Raw genomic sequence first — 17,157 nt, forward strand, 5'->3', positions numbered from 1 at the left:
AGCGGGCCCACCCGTCACGCTCGACCGGTGATCCACCCGAAACAAGGGCGCCTCCGACTCACTATCGGAGGTGTTGGCGTTGACTCAGACCGTCACGAAACTGCGTGACCTGCTGGCCGAGCGCGTTCTCGTGCTGGACGGCGCGTGGGGCACGATGCTGCAGGGCGCGAAACTGTCCCCGGCCGACTACCGTGGCGATCTGATCCCGGCAGACCACCCGAAGGACGTCACCGGCGACCCGGACCTGCTGATCCTCACCCGGCCCGACGTGATCCTCGACGTCCACCGGCAGTACCTCGCGGCCGGCGCCGACATCACCACCACCAACACGTTCACCGCGACCAGCATCGCCCAAGCCGACTACGGCCTGGAGCACCTGGTCCGCGAGATGAACCTGGAGGGTGTCCGGCTGGCCCGGCAGGCCGCCGACGAGGCCACCGCCGAGGACGGCCGCCCGCGGTTCGTCGCCGGCTCGGTGGGTCCGCTCAACGTCACGCTCTCCATCTCGCCCAAGGTCGACGACCCGGCGTACCGTGCGGTGACATTCGACCAGGTCAAGGCGGCGTACGAGGAGCAGATCTCGGCGCTGGCCGAGGGCGGGGCCGACCTGCTGCTGATCGAGACGATCTTCGACTCGCTGAACGCGAAGGCCGCCATCGCGGCGGCCCGCGAGGTGGCCCCCGACCTGCCGCTGTGGATCTCGCTGTTCCTCGACATCTCCGGCCGTACCCTCTCCGGGCAGACCGTCGAGGCCTTCTGGCGCTCCATCGAGCGGGCGAAGCCGCTGGTGGTGGGCGTCAACTGCTCGCTCGGCGCGGCCGAGATGCGGCCGCACGTGGCCGAACTGGCCCGGCTGGCCGACACCTACGTGGCCTCCCACCCGAATGCGGGCCTGCCCAACGCGTTCGGCGGCTACGACCAGCAGCCGGCCGAGACCGGGCAGCTGCTCGCCGGGTTCGCGGCCGACGGCCTGGTCAACATCGTCGGTGGTTGCTGCGGCACCACCCCGCCGCACATCGCCGCCGTCGCGGAGGCCGTGCGAGGCGCCCGGCCGCGTGCGGTCGTCCAGCCGGCGCCCGCCACCCGGTTCAGCGGCCTGGAGCCGTTCGAGATCGGCCCGGACACCGGTTTCGTGATGATCGGCGAGCGGACCAACGTGACCGGCTCGGCCAAGTTCCGCCGGCTCATCGAGGCCGACGACTACCAGGCCGCCGTGGACGTGGCCCTCGAGCAGGTACGCGGCGGTGCCAACCTGCTCGACGTCAACATGGACGCCGACCTGCTCGACAGCGAGCGGGCCATGGTCACCTTCCTGAACCTGATCGCGACCGAGCCCGAGGTGGCGCGGATCCCGATCATGATCGACAGCTCGAAGTTCTCGGTGCTCGAGGCCGGTCTCAAGTGCGTGCAGGGCAAGGGCGTGGTCAACTCGATCAGCCTCAAGGAGGGCGAGGAGCAGTTCCTCGCCCAGGCGCGGCGGATCCGGGACTTCGGCGCCGGCGTCGTCGTGATGGCGTTCGACGAGCAGGGCCAGGCCGACACCACCGAGCGCAAGGTCGCCATCTGCGGCCGCGCCTACGACCTGCTGGTCGGGGACGGCTTCGACCCGACAGACATCATCTTCGACCCGAACGTGCTCGCGGTCGCCACCGGCATCGCCGAGCACAACGGATACGCGAAGAACTTCATCGACGCGCTCCCGCTCATCAAGGAAAGGTGCCCCGGAGCCCGTACGTCCGGTGGCATCTCGAATTTGTCCTTCGCCTTCCGCGGCAACGACGTCGTGCGCGAGGCCATGCACTCGGCGTTCCTGTTCCACGCCGTCAAGGCGGGGCTCGACATGGGCATCGTCAACGCCGGACAGCTCGCCGTCTACCAGGACATCCCTGCCGACCTGCTGGAACTCGTCGAGGACGTGATCTTCGACCGGCGCGCGGACGCCACCGACCGGCTCGTCACGTTCGCGTCCACGGTCACCGGCTCGGGCGCCAAGCGGGAGGTCGACCTGTCCTGGCGGGAGGCGCCGGTCGAGGAGCGGCTCAGCCACGCCCTGGTGCACGGCATCGTCGACTTCATCGAGGCGGACACCGAGGAGGCCCGGCAGAAGCTGCCCCGCCCGCTCGAGGTCATCGAAGGCCCGCTGATGGACGGCATGAAGGTGGTCGGCGACCTGTTCGGCTCCGGCAAGATGTTCCTGCCCCAGGTGGTCAAGAGCGCCCGGGTGATGAAGCGGTCCGTCGCCTACCTGCTGCCCTTCATGGAGGCCGAGAAGGAGCAGGCCCGCCTGGAGGGGCGCGTCGAAGCCGACCGCGGGCAGGGCAAGATCGTGCTCGCCACGGTCAAGGGCGATGTCCACGACATCGGCAAGAACATCGTCGGTGTGGTACTCGGCTGCAACAACTACGAGGTGATCGACCTCGGCGTGATGGTGCCGACCGCGAAGATCCTGGACACCGCGATCGCCGAGGGCGCCGACGCGATCGGGCTCTCCGGCCTGATCACCCCGTCGCTCGACGAGATGGTCGCGGTCGGCGCCGAGATGCAGCGCCGCGGCCTCAAGCTGCCGCTGCTGATCGGTGGGGCCACCACCTCCAAGCAGCACACGGCGGTGCGCATCGCCCCGGCGTACGACGGCTCGACGGTGCACGTCCTCGACGCGTCGCGGGTCGTCGGCGTGGTCTCCGACCTGTTCGACCCGGAGCGGGCCGTGAAGCTCGACGACGCCAACCGCGACGAGCAGCAGCGTCTCCGCGAGCAGCACGAGAAGCGGCACTCGCAGCCGCTGCTCACCCTCGCCCAGGCCCGCGCCAACCGGGAGAAGATCAACTTCGAGGACATCCCCACCCCGACGTTCACCGGCGTACGGGAGGTCGCGCCGACCATCGCCGAACTGCGCCGCATGATCGACTGGCAGTTCCTGTTCCTGGCCTGGGAGCTGAAGGGCAAGTACCCGGCCATCCTGCAGCAGCCGGTCGCCAAGGAACTGTTCGACGACGCCAACACGCTGCTCGACCAGATCATCGCGGAAGGCTCGTTCCAGGCCCGCGGGCTCTACGGCTTCTGGCCCGCGCACGCCGACGGCGACGACATCAAGCTGGCCGGCGGCGCCTCCTTCCCGATGCTGCGCCAGCAGACCGAGAAGCCGGCCGGCCGTGCCAACCGCTGCCTTGCCGACTACGTCGCCCCGGCCGGCTCGGGCGATCATCTGGGTGGTTTCGCGGTCGCCATCCACGGCGCCGGCAAGCTCGCCGCGAAGTACGAGGCCGAGAACGACGACTACCGGGCCATCATGGTCAAGGCGCTGGCCGACCGGCTGGCCGAGGCGTTCGCCGAGTACCTGCACCTCAAGGCCCGCCGCGAGTGGTTCGAGCCGGACGCCAAGCCGAAGCTCGAGGACCTGCACGCCGAACGGTTCCGGGGCATCCGCCCGGCGCTCGGCTACCCGGCCTGTCCCGACCACAGCGAGAAGCGCGACCTGTTCGAGCTGCTCGGCACCTCGGCGATCGGGGTGGGGCTCACCGAGTCGTTCGCGATGACCCCGGCCGCCGCCGTCAGCGGCCTGATCTTCGCCCACCCGGACGCCAAGTACTTCACCGTCGGCCGTCTCGCCAAGGACCAGATCGAGGACTACGCGGCCCGCCGCGGCATGCCGGTCGCCGAGGTCGAGCGGTGGCTGCGCCCCAACCTCGCCTACTCCATCGACTGACCGTCCTGTCTCCAGCCGGGGGTTGGGTGTTGGAGGGGCTGCGGTGATTGACAAGGGTGAGGCGCTGCGGCGGCTGCACGGGCATGCGGGACAGTTCGACGCCGATGCGCGGACCGTCGAGCGGATCGCCGGTGCGGTGGCCGCGTCCGGGGTCACCGGGCCGGCCGGCGAGCTGCGGGTCCTGCTCGCCGCCTTCGTGGACGAGCAGGACCACGACGGCCGCGACCTGACCGCGCTGCTGCTCGCCGACGTTGCCGGGACGGCCGCGCTGCCCGCCCTGCTGATGGCCTGCGACCGTGACCTCGGTGACGTCTCCTGGGACCTGCGGGAGCTGATCGACGGTCTCGTCCGCCACGGCGACGGCGCCCGCGGCGAATTGCTCGGCATGATCGCCGGAGGTTCACCGCGGGAGTGCCGCGCCGCCCTCCAGTGGTTCGAACCCGTCGCCCGCGCCGAGGACGTGCCGCTGCTCGCCACGACGGCCACCCATCCGGATCCGGCGATCCGGGCGCTGGTGGCCAGGCAGCTGCCCGGCCCGGCCGGCGACGACCGGGCGTTCGAGGTGCTGATCGCGATCCTGCGTGACGCCGATCCCGAGGTTCGGATCGCCGCGGTCCGCCGTCTCGCCGAGATCCGGCGCCGCGACGCCGGCGGGCCGCTCGCCGCGCTTGCCGGCGACCCGGAGCCGCGCGTACGGGCCAGGGTCGCGTACGCCCTCGGCCGGCTCGGCGACCCGGCGGCGCAACCGGTCCTGCGGGACCTCCTGCGGGACACCGACGAACGGGTCCGCGGGCGTGCCGGTGAGGCGCTCGGGCGGATCGGCGGCGACCCGGCGATCGACGCTCTGCTGACCGAGTCGGGGGCCGCCGACCCACGGCAGCGGGTCCGGGCCGCCAAGGCGCTGGCCCAGGTCGTCGACGATCCGCGGGCGGAGGAACGGCTGCGGGCGCTGGCGGCCGACGGCGACGCCGCGGTGCGTGCGGCGGTGCTCAGTGGACTCGCGACCGCCGGGGACATCACCGGGCGCTGGACGTCGCTGGTCGCGGACCTGACCGCTGATGGTGACGTGACGGTCCGGCATCGTGTCGTGGGCACGGTGGCGCACCTTCACCCGTACCCGGACCAGGTCTTGAAGATCCTCGCCGCGGACCCGAGCGGCTTCGTGCGGGAGGCGGCCGTCGAGGCCCTGGAGGCGCGGCGGCATCTGCGCCGGTGAGGGCCGGTTCGCCCGGTGACGATTGGACGGCTCCGCTGTGGGCATGGCGGAGGTATGCGAGCACTGACCTGGCAGGGCACCGGCAAGGTGTCGGTGGAGACCGTTCCCGACCCGAAGATCGAACAACCGACGGACGCCGTCGTCCGGATCACGTCGACCGCGATCTGTGGTTCCGATCTGCATCTCTACGACGTCCTCGGCATGTATCTGGAGAAGGGCGACGTCCTCGGTCATGAGCCGATGGGCATCGTCGAGGAGATCGGCCCCGAGGTCACCCACATCCGCCCCGGCGACCGTGTGGTGATCCCGTTCAACATCTCCTGCGGACACTGCTGGACGTGCCGCCGCGGCTTTTACGCCCAGTGCGAGACCACCCAGGTGCGGGAGCAGGGGACCGGTGCCGCGCTGTTCGGATACACCAAACTGTACGGTCAGGTCCCCGGCGGTCAGGCCGAGTTCCTGCGTGTGCCGCAGGCGCAGTTCGGCCCGATCAAGGTGCCGGACGGCCACCCCGACGAGCGGTACCTGTTCCTCTCCGACGTGCTGACCACCTCGTGGCAGGCGGCGAAGTACGCGGACGTCGTGCCCGGCGACACGGTGCTGGTCGTCGGCCTGGGCCCGATCGGGCAGATGTCCGCCCGGATCGCCCGGCACCTCGGCGCCGAGCGGGTGATCGCGGTCGACAGCGTGCCCGAGCGACTGGCCATGGCGCAGCGGCACGGCATCGAGACGATCGACTCCGGTGCAACCGACGACGTTCCCGAGGCGGTCCGGCAGCTCACCCACGGCCGGGGCGCGGACGGGGTGATCGAGGCGGTCGGCATGGAGGCACACGGCTCGCCGATCCAGTCGGCCGCGATGAAGGCGGCCGGCATGCTGCCCGGCCCGCTGGCCCGGAAGGCGACCGAGACGATGGGCGTGGACCGGATGGCGGCGCTGCACACGGCGTTCGACGCGGTCCGCCGGGCCGGCACGGTCTCGATCATCGGCGTGTACGGCGGGAACGCCGACCCGTTCCCGATGATGCAACTGTTCGACAAGGGCGTCACCCTGCGGATGGGTCAAGCCCACGTCAAGCGCTGGGTCGACGACATCATGCCGCTGCTCACCGGCGACGACGACCCGCTCGGTGTCGACGACCTGGTCACCCACCGGCTGCCGCTGGAGCAGGCGCCGCAGGCGTACGACACCTTCAAGAAGAAGGAGGACGGCTGCATCAAGGTCGTCCTCAAGCCCTGACGGCGGGTGAGGTTCGGGTGCGCTCGCGCCCGGACCTCCCGCGTGGTTACCTGCTCGCCCAGATGTCCAGGTTGAACCGCTCCAGGACACCGGGGACGAACAGGCCACCGATCGAGAGCAGCGAGATCACCGTGAAGGCGGTCCGCAGGACGACCACCTCGACCTTGCCGCCGACCTTCACGGCCATGCTGTTCGGGATGCCGATCATCAGCCACATGCGGCGCCTGATCGGGACCGGCCAGAGGATCGGCACGCCGTTCTTGGTGATCATGTCGCCGAGGATGTGGACGAAACAGCCGACCGCGACCGCCAGCCCCAGCAACGGGTAGCCGCGGTCGCTGGGCAGGTTGGCCGCGGTGAACCAGGCGATCACGCCCGACGCCAGGGTCACGATGACCCAGCCGGCCCGCTCCGCCCAGTCGTCGAAGAGGCCGCGCAGCGCGAGGCCGCTCATGAAGAAGACGATGCCGATGACCGCCCAGTACCCGTAGCTGTCGGCCAGCGAGGTCGTGCCCCAGCCGATCAGCGCACAGAACGGCAGTGTGTGGGTGAAGGTGCGGTGGCCGTTGTCACGGCGCGGGTCCCGCTTCAGCTTGGTGGCCGTGTAGACGCCGAGCGAGAACTTCTCCACCACCTCGGCGACGAACAGCGACGCCACACCGAAGGTGCGCGCCACCGTCGCACCACCCTGGTTGCGGGTGACCTTGCCGGACATGTCCAGGTCGGGCAGGAGCGCGCCACCCGCACAGATCGCCGTGCCGACCGCCACCTCCAGCGGCGTCTGGCTCACGTAGGCGAACTGGTCGAGCGCCCAACTGCCGGCCAGCCAGGCGGCCGCGCCGGATAACGCGTGCGACGGACCCATCATGTGCGTTGTCCCTCCCCGAACAAAACTCGGCCACTGTGGCAGAGAGAACGAAGAAGATCAACGACTTGGTGAGCGTGTCGGCCGTGGGGTCGGCCACCCGACAGCGGACTTTCAGTGCCGGACCCAGTGGCCGAAGGAGTACTCCGGGTGCCATCGGCCGTACCGGGCGTGCTTGATCAGGCCGATCACCAGGAACGACAGCGGGATCACCGGCCAGAAGAAGTCGGCGCCGGACACGATCCACAGTGCGGTGAGAACACCGGCGGCGATCAGGACGACGCTCGCGTGCCGGCCGAGTGACCGGCGTGTCGCGGCCCTGGCCTGCGGGGTACGGGCCAGCGCCCGGCGTCCCCCGTCCGGCAGGTCGGCGGTCAGCGGGGCCAGCTCGTCGCGGTACCTCGAGGCGTACGCGGCGGTCAGACGCTCCTCACCCTCGGTCAGGTCGAGCCGGCCCTCGGCCATGGCGGCGCGCAGAATCTCGGCGACGGTCTCGCGCTCGGCATCGGAGGTTCGCAGCAGGGCCGTACCGGGGACGCTCGCATGGGGTTGCATGGGTCTCTCCTTAGCTGGACGGGCGTTCTTGCCTGCCTCCAGAGTCGGCCGCCCGGCGGCTCGGCGCGTCGGCCCGGGGAACCATCCGCGGGGCGCAGCTGGCGCCGGACCCGATGGCCCGGGTACGCCCGGAGGCGTACCCGGCACGGTCCGGATGCGCCCGTGGTGGTACCCGCCGGGGACGCCCGCGGGCCGATGCCGGCGAGGGCGCCGGTGCCGTAGGTTCGGGGCATGAAGCCGGTCGGCCGAGTGGACGCGTGCGACCCGCCCGGGGCTGCCCGGCCCGGGCGGCGTTCGCGTGCCCGGCGGCACAGCGACTGGCCGCCCGGCAGTGCGATCGCGGCCTCGATCTTCCACCTGGCCGGTACGGACGACCTGGCCGACCGTGGCCTCGTCCACATCGGCCCGGCGCCGCTCTACTTTTTGCTCCTGCTCGCCGGCCCGGTCGCGTTGCTCTGGCGGCGCAAGGCTCCGATGGTCGCGTTCGGCGTCGCCGCGGCCGCGTCGATCGCGTTCGCCAGCCACGCCCAGCCCTACTGGATGTACGCGGTCGCCCCCGCGCTGGCCCTGTTCAGCCTGGCCAAGCTGGGCCGGCGGACCGAGGCGGCGATCGCCGGGGCCGTCGCGTGGGCGGTCTACCTGCTGATCACCGTGGGCCTGGCCGGGCCGCTCGGGCTGCCCGCCGACGCCCGCCCCGACCTGCGCGAAGCGATGCTGGCCGCGGTCGGGATCGCGGCGTCCGTGCTGCTCGGCACGGTGTCGAAGGTGCGCCACGAGCAGCTGGCCGCCATCGCCAGGGCCCGCGCGGAGCAGCAGCGGGCCCACGACGAGCAGGAGCGGCGGCAGGCCTCGGAGGAGCGGCTGCGGATGGCACAGGAGCTGCACGACGTCCTCGGCCATCACCTGTCCTTGATCAACGTACAGGCGGGAGTGGGGTTGCATCTGATGGACAACCGGCCGGAACAGGCCCGGGAGGCGCTGTCGGCGATCAAGGCCGCGAGCGCGGAGGCGTTGCGTGAGGTCCGGTCGGTGCTGGGCGTACTGCGGACCGAGGGTGAGGCGGCGCCCCGACAGCCGGCCCTCGGGCTGAGCCGGCTCGCCGGTCTGACCGCCGACGCCGGATTCCCGGTGCGTACCCGGATCGGCGGCGATCCGCGGGTGCTGCCGGCCGAGGTGGACCGGGCGGCCTACCGGATCGTGCAGGAGGCGCTCACCAACGTCCGGCGTCATGCCGGCCCCGGCCCGCACGTGCTGGTCGAGATCACCTACCAGCGGGACGCCCTGGCCCTGTCGATCACCAGCACCGGCGATTCCCCCGAGAGCTTCACCCCGGGCAGTGGCATCACCGGAATGCGGGCCCGCGCCGAGAGCCTGGGCGGACAACTCGCCGCCGGCCCGCACGCGGCCGGCGGCTTCGGTGTCACGGTGCTCCTGCCGGCCCCGCCGGTGCCCGGCGCCGGCCCGCCCCCGGAGGGCTCGCTGCCCGAGTCGACCGGTCCGGCACCGTCGCCGTGGGGAACTCCCGGCGTCAACGAGGCGGCCCCGCCGGCCGCTGCCGAGCGGGTGGAGACGCCGGCCTGGGTGCCCGTCCCCGTCCCGCCGGCCGAACCGATCGAGACGCCGGTGGCGCGTGCCCCCGAACCGCCACCGGGCCGGTCCCCCGGCCGTGCGCCCCGCGCCGCGACGACCTCGTTCCCGACCCTCCCCGGGAGGCGGCCGGATGATCTCCGTGGTGCTGGCTGACGATCAGGCGCTGGTGCGGGCCGGCTTCCGGGCCCTGCTCGACGCGGAACCGGGCATCGAGGTGGTCGGTGAGGCAGCCGACGGCCTGCGGGCGGTCGAGGTGGTCCGGCAGACCCGGCCGGACGTCGTACTGATGGACATCCGGATGCCCGGCGTCGACGGCCTCGAGGCGACCCGGCGGATCACCGCCGATCCGGAGCTGGCCGCCACCCGGGTGGTCATCCTGACCACGTTCGAGCTGGACGAGTACGTGTTCGAGGCGCTGCGCACCGGCGCGTCCGGGTTTCTGGTGAAGGACACCGAACCGGTGGATCTGCTGCGTGGGGTGCGGGCGGTCGCGGCCGGCGACGCCCTGCTGTCGCCGAGCGTGACCCGGCGGGTGATCGGTTCGTTCGTCTCCGCGGCCGCCACCGGCCGGCAGCCCGAGCCGCCCCGTGAACTCGGCCAGCTCACCGACCGCGAGCGCGAGGTGATGGTGCTCGTCGCCGAAGGGCTGTCCAACGACGAGATCGCCGCCCGCCTGGTGATCAGCCCGGCGACCGCGAAGACCCACGTCAGCCGGACGATGATCAAGCTGGGTGCGCGTGACCGGGCCCAGCTGGTCGTCCAGGCCTACGAGGCCGGCCTGATCCGTCCGGGCTGGCTCGGCTGACCGGCCCCGACGGCCGTACCTCAGCCACCGATCGGCGTCGCGGTCACCCGGCCGGGCTACGGCCGGCGGCCAGAGGAGCCGGCGGGGACAGGACGGAGCGGTTGCGGCCAGCCGCCTTCGCGGCGTACAGCGCCTCGTCGGCAGCGCGCATGAGCGACTCCGGGTCGGGACGGGTCCGGGCGGCGGCACCGATCGAGACGGTCACCGCCAGCAGCTCACCGCCGACGTCGACCGGCATGCCGGACACCTCGGTGCGCAGGCGTTCGGCCAGGGCCATCAGCTCGCCGGGGCCGGTGTGCGGGGCCAGCACCACGAACTCCTCGCCGCCGTACCGGGCCACGGCGCCACCGGCCCGGCTGCCCGCGGTCAGCCGGCGGGCCACCTCGCGCAGCACACGGTCGCCGGCCGGGTGGCCGTACCCGTCGTTGACCCGCTTGAAATGGTCGACGTCGATGACGAGAAGACCGACCCCATGTCCGGTACGCGAGGACCTGCGGCACTCGACGGCCAGCGCGTGCGTGAAGTGCCGCCGGGTGTGCAGCCCGGTGAGCGAGTCGGTGACGGCGGCCCGGCGCTGGGCGGCGACGAGGCCGGACATCCTGGCCAGCACGAGCAGGAACATCACCGCGCAGGCGGCGCTGATCAGTGGCACGCTGATCGGTTCGCCGCGCAGCCATTGGATGAACTGCACGCCCGGCGCCATCAGCACGGCGACGGCGAGCACGGCGAGCCGGGCCGGGGACGCGTCCGGCAGCGCGGTGTCGCTGCGCTGGTCGAAACGGCGGATGCCGGGGTGCAGGGCGGCCGAGCCGAGCATGCCGAGCGAGGTCATCCACATGGCGTCCAGGTACGACTCGGTGACCGCGCTGCCGTCGGCGATGCCCTCGACCGCGTACGCGGTGTCCACCACGAACATCAGCGACATGCTGCCGAGCAGCAGATACAGCACCGGCCCCCGGGTACCGGTGCCCATCACGAGACGGATCGCCAGGATGAAGACCATCAGATCGAGGACCGGGTAAGCGGCCTGCGTCAGCTTCGCGTTGAGCGGCAGTTCGGAGTCGGCGGTGAGCGGCTGAAGGATGTAGACCCAGCTGAGCAGGCCGGCGCTGATCGCCACGACGAGTGCGTCGACGCCGCTCGGGATGTCCCAGCCGGGCGCACGGCGCCGGACGAACAACAGCACGGCGGCGGACAGCAACAGGTAGTACAGGAAGTACGCGACGTCGGCGGGGGTGGGTTCCAGGAAGTCACCGAGCCAGTTGCTGACGACGGTCATCCCGTCCGCGATCGCGTAGACGACCTGGGCGGCGAAGAGCAGGAACCAGCCGGCCCGGTGCGGAGGACGGTGCCACAGGATGCCGATCAGGACGACGACCGGCGTGATCGCGCTGACGGCCATGTACGGGATGCTCATGACCAGGTAGGGAGCGTCGGTAGCCCCCAGGTACACCCGCAGGGCGACACAGACCGCCAGCACACCCGGCCAGGTGAGGGCGGCCCACTGATCACGTCGCACCCTCCGAGCATCCCGGCATCGGGTTGCTTTCCGGGTGCGGATCGCGATCTGTCCGGGTGCGGAGGGTCAGAGACGGCGGGCGCGCAGATGCTCGGCGACCGACCAGGCCTGGAACGGGCAGCCGGTGGCCCGGTGCGGGGGGTCGCCGTCGGCGGTCTCGGAGATCGAGCCGAGCCCGTGCTCGGACAGGTGGGCCTCGGCGTCGGCCAGGAGGTCCTCGCCGCTCGCCCCGGCCCGGTGCAGGGCGGTCACCCACGGGCCGGTCAGCCACGGCCAGACGGTTCCGGTGTGGTACGCCCGGTCGCGTTCGGCCGGTGTGCCGCGGTGCCGCCCGGAGTAGCCGAGTTCACCGGGCGCGAGACTGCGCGGCCCGAGCGGCGTCAGCAGGGCGGCGCCGAGCCGGTCAAGTGCGGCCCGGTCCGGGCGTGCCGGGGCGTGCGGCAACGACCAGGCGAGCAGCTGGTTGGGGCGCAGCACCGGGTCGTCCCCGGTGCCGCCGACGACGTCGTGGAGCAGGCCGCCGGGCGCCGGGAAGAGCCGGGCGAATCCTTCCCGGGCCTGCGGGCAGGCACGTTCGGCGGTTCCGGGCGGGATCCCGGTACGCGCGGACAGCTCCAGCACGGTGGCCAGCCCGTTGATCCAGAGCGCGTTGACCTCGACCGGTTTGCCGGCACGAGCGGTCACCGGGATCCCGTCGACGCGCGCGTCCATCCAGGTCAGCGCCTGTCCCCGGGCACCGGCGCGGAGCAGGCCGTCGGCCGGGTCGGTGCGGATGCCGTACCGGGTGCCGGACAGGTGGTAGTCGACTACGTCACGCAGGAACGGCAGCAGTTCGGCGCCCAGGTCGTCGTCGCCGGTGACCGTCACGTGCCGGCCGACGGCGTGCAGGAACCAGAGGGTGCCGTCGACGGTGTTGTACTCGACGGCGCCGGTGTCGGCGGTGTTCGCCAGCATGCCTTCCGACAACGTGCCGGCGTACGCCCGGAGCAGTTGCCGGCCCTGCCCGGCCCGGTTCGTGGCCAGGAACAGCCCCTCGTAACTGATCATCGTGTCCCGGGACCAGGCCCCGAACCAGGGGTACCCGGCGACCACGTCCGGGCCGTTGCCGGTGCGGACCACGAACGCGTCGGCGGCCAGCGCCAGGGTCGCCTGTGTCTCGTCGGCCGGTGCGGCGGCCAGGACGACCGCCCGGTTGCGGACCCGGGCGGCGGCCACGGCAGGCCCGGCCGGTGGCGGCGGATCGTCCGGATCACCGGCCCAGGCCGACACCTCGGCGATCTCCCCGGGGCGGGTCAGGCCGACGTGGAAGCTTCCCGCGTACCAGAGATCCTCAGTCGAGGTGAGGCCTCGCTCGTCCTCCGTCCGGTACCGGACGTCGCGGAACCATGCGCCTCCGGGAATGAAGCCGGGCCCGCTGATCCGGTAGGCGTTCTCGACGACGCATCCATCCGCGGTGGCGGTGACCGCCGGAGGCGGGCCGCTCGCGGTGCGCTCGCCGTGCGCGTCCCGCCAGGTGCAGAGGGCTTCCAGGGTGAGCCGGACCGGGCCGCCGGACACCAGCCGGTGCACGATCGCGACCGCCGGCCGGCCGTGCACCGCGGCGATCTCCCGTTCGATCACCACCCCGCCGAGCCGCCACCGCCACCGGGGTACCCCGTCGATCAGCGCGAAACCGGCCAGCAGCCGGTGCCCGGCCGGGGCGATCGCACCGTCGGCCCACTCGTGCACGCCGAGGCGGACCACCGCGCCGGACGGCAGGGTGACGACCGGATCGAGGGACGCGAGGCCCAGATGGCGGGACGCCGGTGTGTCTCCGGCCACCACGAGCAGGCCGTGATAGCGGCGCGTCCGCAGACCGCTGACCGTTCCCATGGCATAGCCGCCGACCCCGTCGGGTACCAACCACTCCCGTGTGGCGCCCTCGTTGAGGCGGGCGCAAACCTGAGGACCGAAAGTGATCGGGCGGGCCGTGGACACGGAAAACCCCTCAATCGCGTGGAGCCTTACACGATGAGGATTGTTCGCGACGGTGGAGGCCTACGTACATTGGTTTCCCGTGGGCGAAATCAAGGTTGGTCGCGAACAACCCTCACTTGACACATGAGCGTGACAGTCTTCAGTGTGATCGACTCCGGGATAGTGGGGGTGAGAACGGACGTGTCGGAGCGGGTGCGCCTGGCTCAGGCCGACTCCGGGGAGCAGCCGTGGCGGGCGTGGGGTCCCTACCTCGCCGAGCGTGCCTGGGGGACGGTTCGCGAGGACTACAGCGAGCACGGCACGGCGTGGGACTACTTCCCGCACGACCACGCGCGCTCCCGGGCGTACCGCTGGAACGAGGACGGCATGGCCGGCCTCTGCGACGACCGGCAGACGTTCGCATTCGCGCTCGCCCTGTGGAACGGCAAGGACCCGATCCTCAAGGAGCGGATGTTCGGCCTCGGCGGTGACGGCGGCAACCACGGCGAGGACGCCAAGGAGTACTGGTGGTACCAGGACTCCACGCCCACCCACTCGTGGATGCGCTGGCGCTACCACTACCCGCAGGCCGCGTTCCCGTACGACCAGCTCGTCCGGGTCAACGGGGCCCGGTCCCGCAACGAGGGCGAGTACGAACTCGTCGACACCGGCGTCTTCGACCACGACCGGTTCTGGGCGGTCACCGTCGACTACGCCAAGGCCGGGCCGCAGGACGTCTGCATCGCGATCACGGTGAGCAACCGCGGGCCCGACCCGGCGACCCTGCACGTGCTGCCCACCCTGTGGTTCCGCAACACGTGGTCGTGGGGGCTGCCGAACCGGCATGAGCCGACCATGACCGGCACACCCGGCCGCCTCGCCGGGGAACACCGGTCGCTCGGCCACATCACCCTCGACGGACAGGGCGCACCGGTCGCGCTGATGTGCGACAACGAGACCAACGCCCAGCGCCTGTGGGGTCTGCCGGGCCGTAGCCCGTACCCGAAGGACGGCATCAACGACCACCTGATCCACCGGACGCCGACCGTCAACCCGGCCGGCACCGGAACCAAGGGCGCGCTGCACTACCGGTTGTGGATGGGCTCGGGGGAGACTCGTACCCTCCGGCTTCGTCTCACCCAGAGTGACCGCCCGTTGCCGCCCGCCGACCTCGGGGACGGCTGGGCCGAGGTGATTCGCACCCGGCATGCCGAGGCCGACGAGTTCTTCGACGAGGTGCTGCCGGAGGCGGCGACCGACGACGAGAAGGAGGTCGCGCGGCAGGCCGTCGCCGGTCTGATGTGGGGCAAGCAGTTCTACCACTTCGACGTCAAGCAGTGGCTGCGCGGCGACCCGGGCAACGCGCCGCCGCCACCGGGCCGGCGCTACGGGCGCAACAACGGCTGGTGGCACATGAACAGCTTCGACGTCATCAGCATGCCCGACCCGTGGGAGTACCCCTGGTACGCCGCGTGGGACCTGGCGTTCCACTGTGTGAGCATCGCGCGCGTCGACCCGGGCTTCGCGAAGGGTCAGCTCACGCTGCTGCTCCGCGAGTGGTACATGCACCCCAACGGGCAGATCCCGGCGTACGAGTGGTCGTTCTCGGACGTCAACCCGCCGGTGCACGCCTGGGCCGCCCTGCAGGTGTTCAAGATCGACGGCTCGCGCGACTTCGACTTCCTGTCCCGGGTGATGCACAAGCTGCTGCTCAACTTCACCTGGTGGGTCAACCGCAAGGACGTCGGCGGCAACAACGTCTTCGAGGGCGGCTTCCTCGGCCTCGACAACGTCGGCCCGTTCGACCGGTCCGCGGCGCTGCCGGTCGCCGGTGTGCTCGAACAGTCCGACGGCACGGGCTGGATGGCGATGTACGCGCTCAACCTGCTGGACATCGCGATCCTGCTGTCCCGGCACGACCGGGCCTACGAGGACATGGCCACCAAGTTCTTCGAGCACTTCACCTACATCGCCGAGGCGGCCTACCGCCAGGGCCTGTGGGACGAGGAGGACAGCTTCTTCTACGACGTGCTGCGCCTGCCCGACGGTCACAGGCTGCCGCTCAAGGCGCGGTCCATCGTCGGCCTGCTGCCGCTCGCCGCCACCACCCGGCTCACCTCGGAAACCCTCAACCGGCTGCCCGAGATCAACGCCCGGGTCCGCTGGATGCTGCATCACCAGGGCGAGTTCGGCGACGTCATCAGCGCGCGGCGGCTCGGCGGCGCCGACCGGCGCCAGCAGCGCCTCCTCAGCATGGTGGGCCAGGACCAGCTGCTGCGGATCCTGGCCCGACTCCTCGACCCGGAGGAGTTCCTTTCGCCGTACGGGCTGCGCACGCTCTCCCGCGCCCACCTGGAGAAGCCGTTCACCGTCTCGCTCGGCGGCTCGGACTTCACCGTCGGCTACGAACCGGCCGAGAGCACCAGCGGCCTGTTCGGCGGCAACTCCAACTGGCGTGGTCCGGTGTGGATGCCGGTCAACTACCTGCTCGTGCAGGCGCTGCGCGAGTACGCCGAGTTCTACGGTGACGACCTGAAGGCCGAGTATCCGACCGGTTCACAGTGCAAGCGGGGCCTCGGTGAGATCGCCGACGACCTGTCCCGCCGGCTGATCGGCCTCTTCGTGCCCGACTCCGAAGGGCGGCGGCCCATCTACGGTGCCACCGAACTGTTCCAGACCCATCCGGACTGGAAGGATCTGATCGCCTTCCCGGAGTACTTCCACGGCGACAACGGCGCGGGGCTCGGTGCCTGGCATCAGACCGGATGGTCGGCGCTCGTGCTCGACCTCGTCTTCAACCTGAGGTCCGGCCCCGCGCGCTAGAGATCGGCATTTGTCGCTAAAGTGGCCAACTCGGAGGCCGGTCGTACGGGCCGTGCCTCAACGGGGAGGACGCATGAACAAGCGAACCATGGCATCCGTCATGCTGGCCGCGCTGCTCGCTGCCGGTGGCTGTGCCGGCAACAGCGGCACCACCGGCACCGGCACCGGCACCGGCGTCGAGGCTCCGGCGAAGAAGGACGCGACCGCGGCGCTCACCGCGGCCGCCGCCGAACTGCAGAAGGACACCTTCAAGACCACCGTGAACCTCGGCGACCAGGGCACGATGACCGGTGTTGCCGACCCGGCCAGCAAGAATGCCGAGTTCGTCATGGAGAGCACGTCGGCCGGCGCCGAGGGCACCACGACGCTGCGGGTCGTCGGCGGGGTCACGTACATCAAGATCAAGCTGAAGGAGTCGTCCGGGCTCCCCGGCTTCGACGGCAAGAAGTGGCGCAAGCTGGAGAACTCCGGTGCCATGGGCACCGTCGGCAACTTCGACGCCACCGAGATGACCAAGAGCCTGAACTCCGCCGCCGAGGTCGAGTGGGTCGACGACGACACCGTCAAGGGCACGATCGACCTCGCCAAGTCGGCCAAGCAGCTCGGCATGGGCACCGAGGTCCTCGGCAAGCTGTCCTCCACGAAGCTGCCGTTCCAGGCCGACATCGCCGACGGGCGCCTGGTCGCCTACAAGTTCACGATGCCGGCCGTGGGGAACCAGGCGGCCTACGAGTTCGACATGAGGTACTCCGACTTCGGTACGCCCGTCGACATCAAGGCCCCGCCCGCCAAGGACGTCATGAAGTCCTGAACGGCTCAACTCCGTCCACCGGGTCGTCGCTGGAGTGGCCCCTTCGGACGGGGAGGATCATGAACGGCCGGG

The 17,157-nt window shown here is 71.2% G+C and carries 11 protein-coding genes; 7 read left to right on the plus strand and 4 right to left on the minus strand.

Features of this window, described 5'->3' with window-relative positions; all coding sequences use genetic code 11:
• Positions 1-79 precede the first annotated feature (79 nt).
• The 3 genes from metH to AB0G04_RS23815 are packed head-to-tail and all read left to right on the plus strand — an operon-like array spanning position 80 to position 6,161.
• Positions 80-3,706 carry a methionine synthase gene (gene metH / locus AB0G04_RS23805; protein ID WP_360986538.1) on the plus strand — a complete coding sequence of 1,209 codons (3,627 nt, stop codon included), beginning with the start codon at positions 80-82 and terminating at the stop codon, positions 3,704-3,706.
• A gap of 43 nt (positions 3,707-3,749) precedes the next feature.
• Entirely contained in the window at positions 3,750-4,922 is a 1,173-nt protein-coding gene (locus AB0G04_RS23810) for a HEAT repeat domain-containing protein (protein WP_360986541.1), read from the plus strand.
• 54 nt (positions 4,923-4,976) lie between these two features.
• Positions 4,977-6,161: a zinc-dependent alcohol dehydrogenase gene (locus AB0G04_RS23815; protein WP_360986544.1), complete on the plus strand. Its 1,185-nt coding sequence runs from the start codon at positions 4,977-4,979 to the stop codon at positions 6,159-6,161.
• A 46-nt stretch (positions 6,162-6,207) separates the two neighbouring features.
• On the opposite strand, the gene AB0G04_RS23820 is transcribed toward AB0G04_RS23815, so the two are convergent.
• Positions 6,208-7,029 carry a metal-dependent hydrolase gene (locus tag AB0G04_RS23820; RefSeq protein ID WP_360986547.1) on the minus strand — a complete coding sequence of 274 codons (822 nt, stop codon included), beginning with the start codon at positions 7,027-7,029 and terminating at the stop codon, positions 6,208-6,210.
• A 111-nt stretch (positions 7,030-7,140) separates the two neighbouring features.
• Positions 7,141-7,581, minus strand: a complete 441-nt coding sequence (locus AB0G04_RS23825) for a DUF1707 domain-containing protein (protein ID WP_360986549.1) — start codon at positions 7,579-7,581, stop codon at positions 7,141-7,143.
• 231 nt (positions 7,582-7,812) lie between these two features.
• Here AB0G04_RS23825 and AB0G04_RS23830 point away from each other — a divergent pair, with 231 nt between their 5' ends.
• Both AB0G04_RS23830 and AB0G04_RS23835 read left to right on the plus strand, forming a co-directional pair.
• Positions 7,813-9,324 (plus strand): sensor histidine kinase, encoded by a 1,512-nt coding sequence (locus tag AB0G04_RS23830; RefSeq protein ID WP_360986552.1) that lies wholly within the window; start codon positions 7,813-7,815, stop codon positions 9,322-9,324.
• On the plus strand, positions 9,302-9,976 hold the full coding sequence (locus tag AB0G04_RS23835; RefSeq protein ID WP_360986555.1) for a response regulator transcription factor: 675 nt from the start codon (positions 9,302-9,304) through the stop codon (positions 9,974-9,976). Before AB0G04_RS23830 ends, AB0G04_RS23835 begins: the two co-directional genes overlap by 23 nt.
• Positions 9,977-10,019: 43 nt before the next feature.
• Here AB0G04_RS23835 and AB0G04_RS23840 read toward each other — a convergent pair whose 3' ends face one another.
• Entirely contained in the window at positions 10,020-11,495 is a 1,476-nt protein-coding gene (locus AB0G04_RS23840; protein ID WP_360986558.1) for a GGDEF domain-containing protein, read from the minus strand.
• 66 nt (positions 11,496-11,561) lie between these two features.
• Positions 11,562-13,472: an amylo-alpha-1,6-glucosidase gene (locus AB0G04_RS23845; RefSeq protein ID WP_360986561.1), complete on the minus strand. Its 1,911-nt coding sequence runs from the start codon at positions 13,470-13,472 to the stop codon at positions 11,562-11,564.
• A gap of 123 nt (positions 13,473-13,595) precedes the next feature.
• On the opposite strand from AB0G04_RS23845, the gene AB0G04_RS23850 reads away from it, so the two are divergent.
• Complete coding sequence (locus AB0G04_RS23850) at positions 13,596-16,274, plus strand: glucosidase (protein ID WP_360986564.1); 2,679 nt, start codon at positions 13,596-13,598, stop codon at positions 16,272-16,274.
• A 73-nt stretch (positions 16,275-16,347) separates the two neighbouring features.
• Positions 16,348-17,085 (plus strand): hypothetical protein, encoded by a 738-nt coding sequence (locus tag AB0G04_RS23855; RefSeq protein ID WP_360986566.1) that lies wholly within the window; start codon positions 16,348-16,350, stop codon positions 17,083-17,085.
• Positions 17,086-17,157: the final 72 nt, after the last annotated feature.

Source organism: Actinoplanes sp. NPDC023801 (genome assembly GCF_040639655.1).
Classification (GTDB): Bacteria; Actinomycetota; Actinomycetes; order Mycobacteriales; family Micromonosporaceae; genus Actinoplanes.

Bases quoted from the DNA above. Each gene is read 5' to 3' on its own strand.
- AB0G04_RS23815 (WP_360986544.1), top strand. From the start codon at position 4,977: ATGCGAGCACTGACCTGGCAGGGCACCGGCAAGGTGTCGGTGGAGACC.
- AB0G04_RS23820 (WP_360986547.1), bottom strand. From the start codon at position 7,029: ATGATGGGTCCGTCGCACGCGTTATCCGGCGCGGCCGCCTGGCTGGCC.
- AB0G04_RS23825 (WP_360986549.1), bottom strand. From the start codon at position 7,581: ATGCAACCCCATGCGAGCGTCCCCGGTACGGCCCTGCTGCGAACCTCC.
- AB0G04_RS23830 (WP_360986552.1), top strand. From the start codon at position 7,813: ATGAAGCCGGTCGGCCGAGTGGACGCGTGCGACCCGCCCGGGGCTGCC.
- AB0G04_RS23835 (WP_360986555.1), top strand. From the start codon at position 9,302: ATGATCTCCGTGGTGCTGGCTGACGATCAGGCGCTGGTGCGGGCCGGC.
- AB0G04_RS23850 (WP_360986564.1), top strand. From the start codon at position 13,596: ATGAGCGTGACAGTCTTCAGTGTGATCGACTCCGGGATAGTGGGGGTG.
- AB0G04_RS23855 (WP_360986566.1), top strand. From the start codon at position 16,348: ATGAACAAGCGAACCATGGCATCCGTCATGCTGGCCGCGCTGCTCGCT.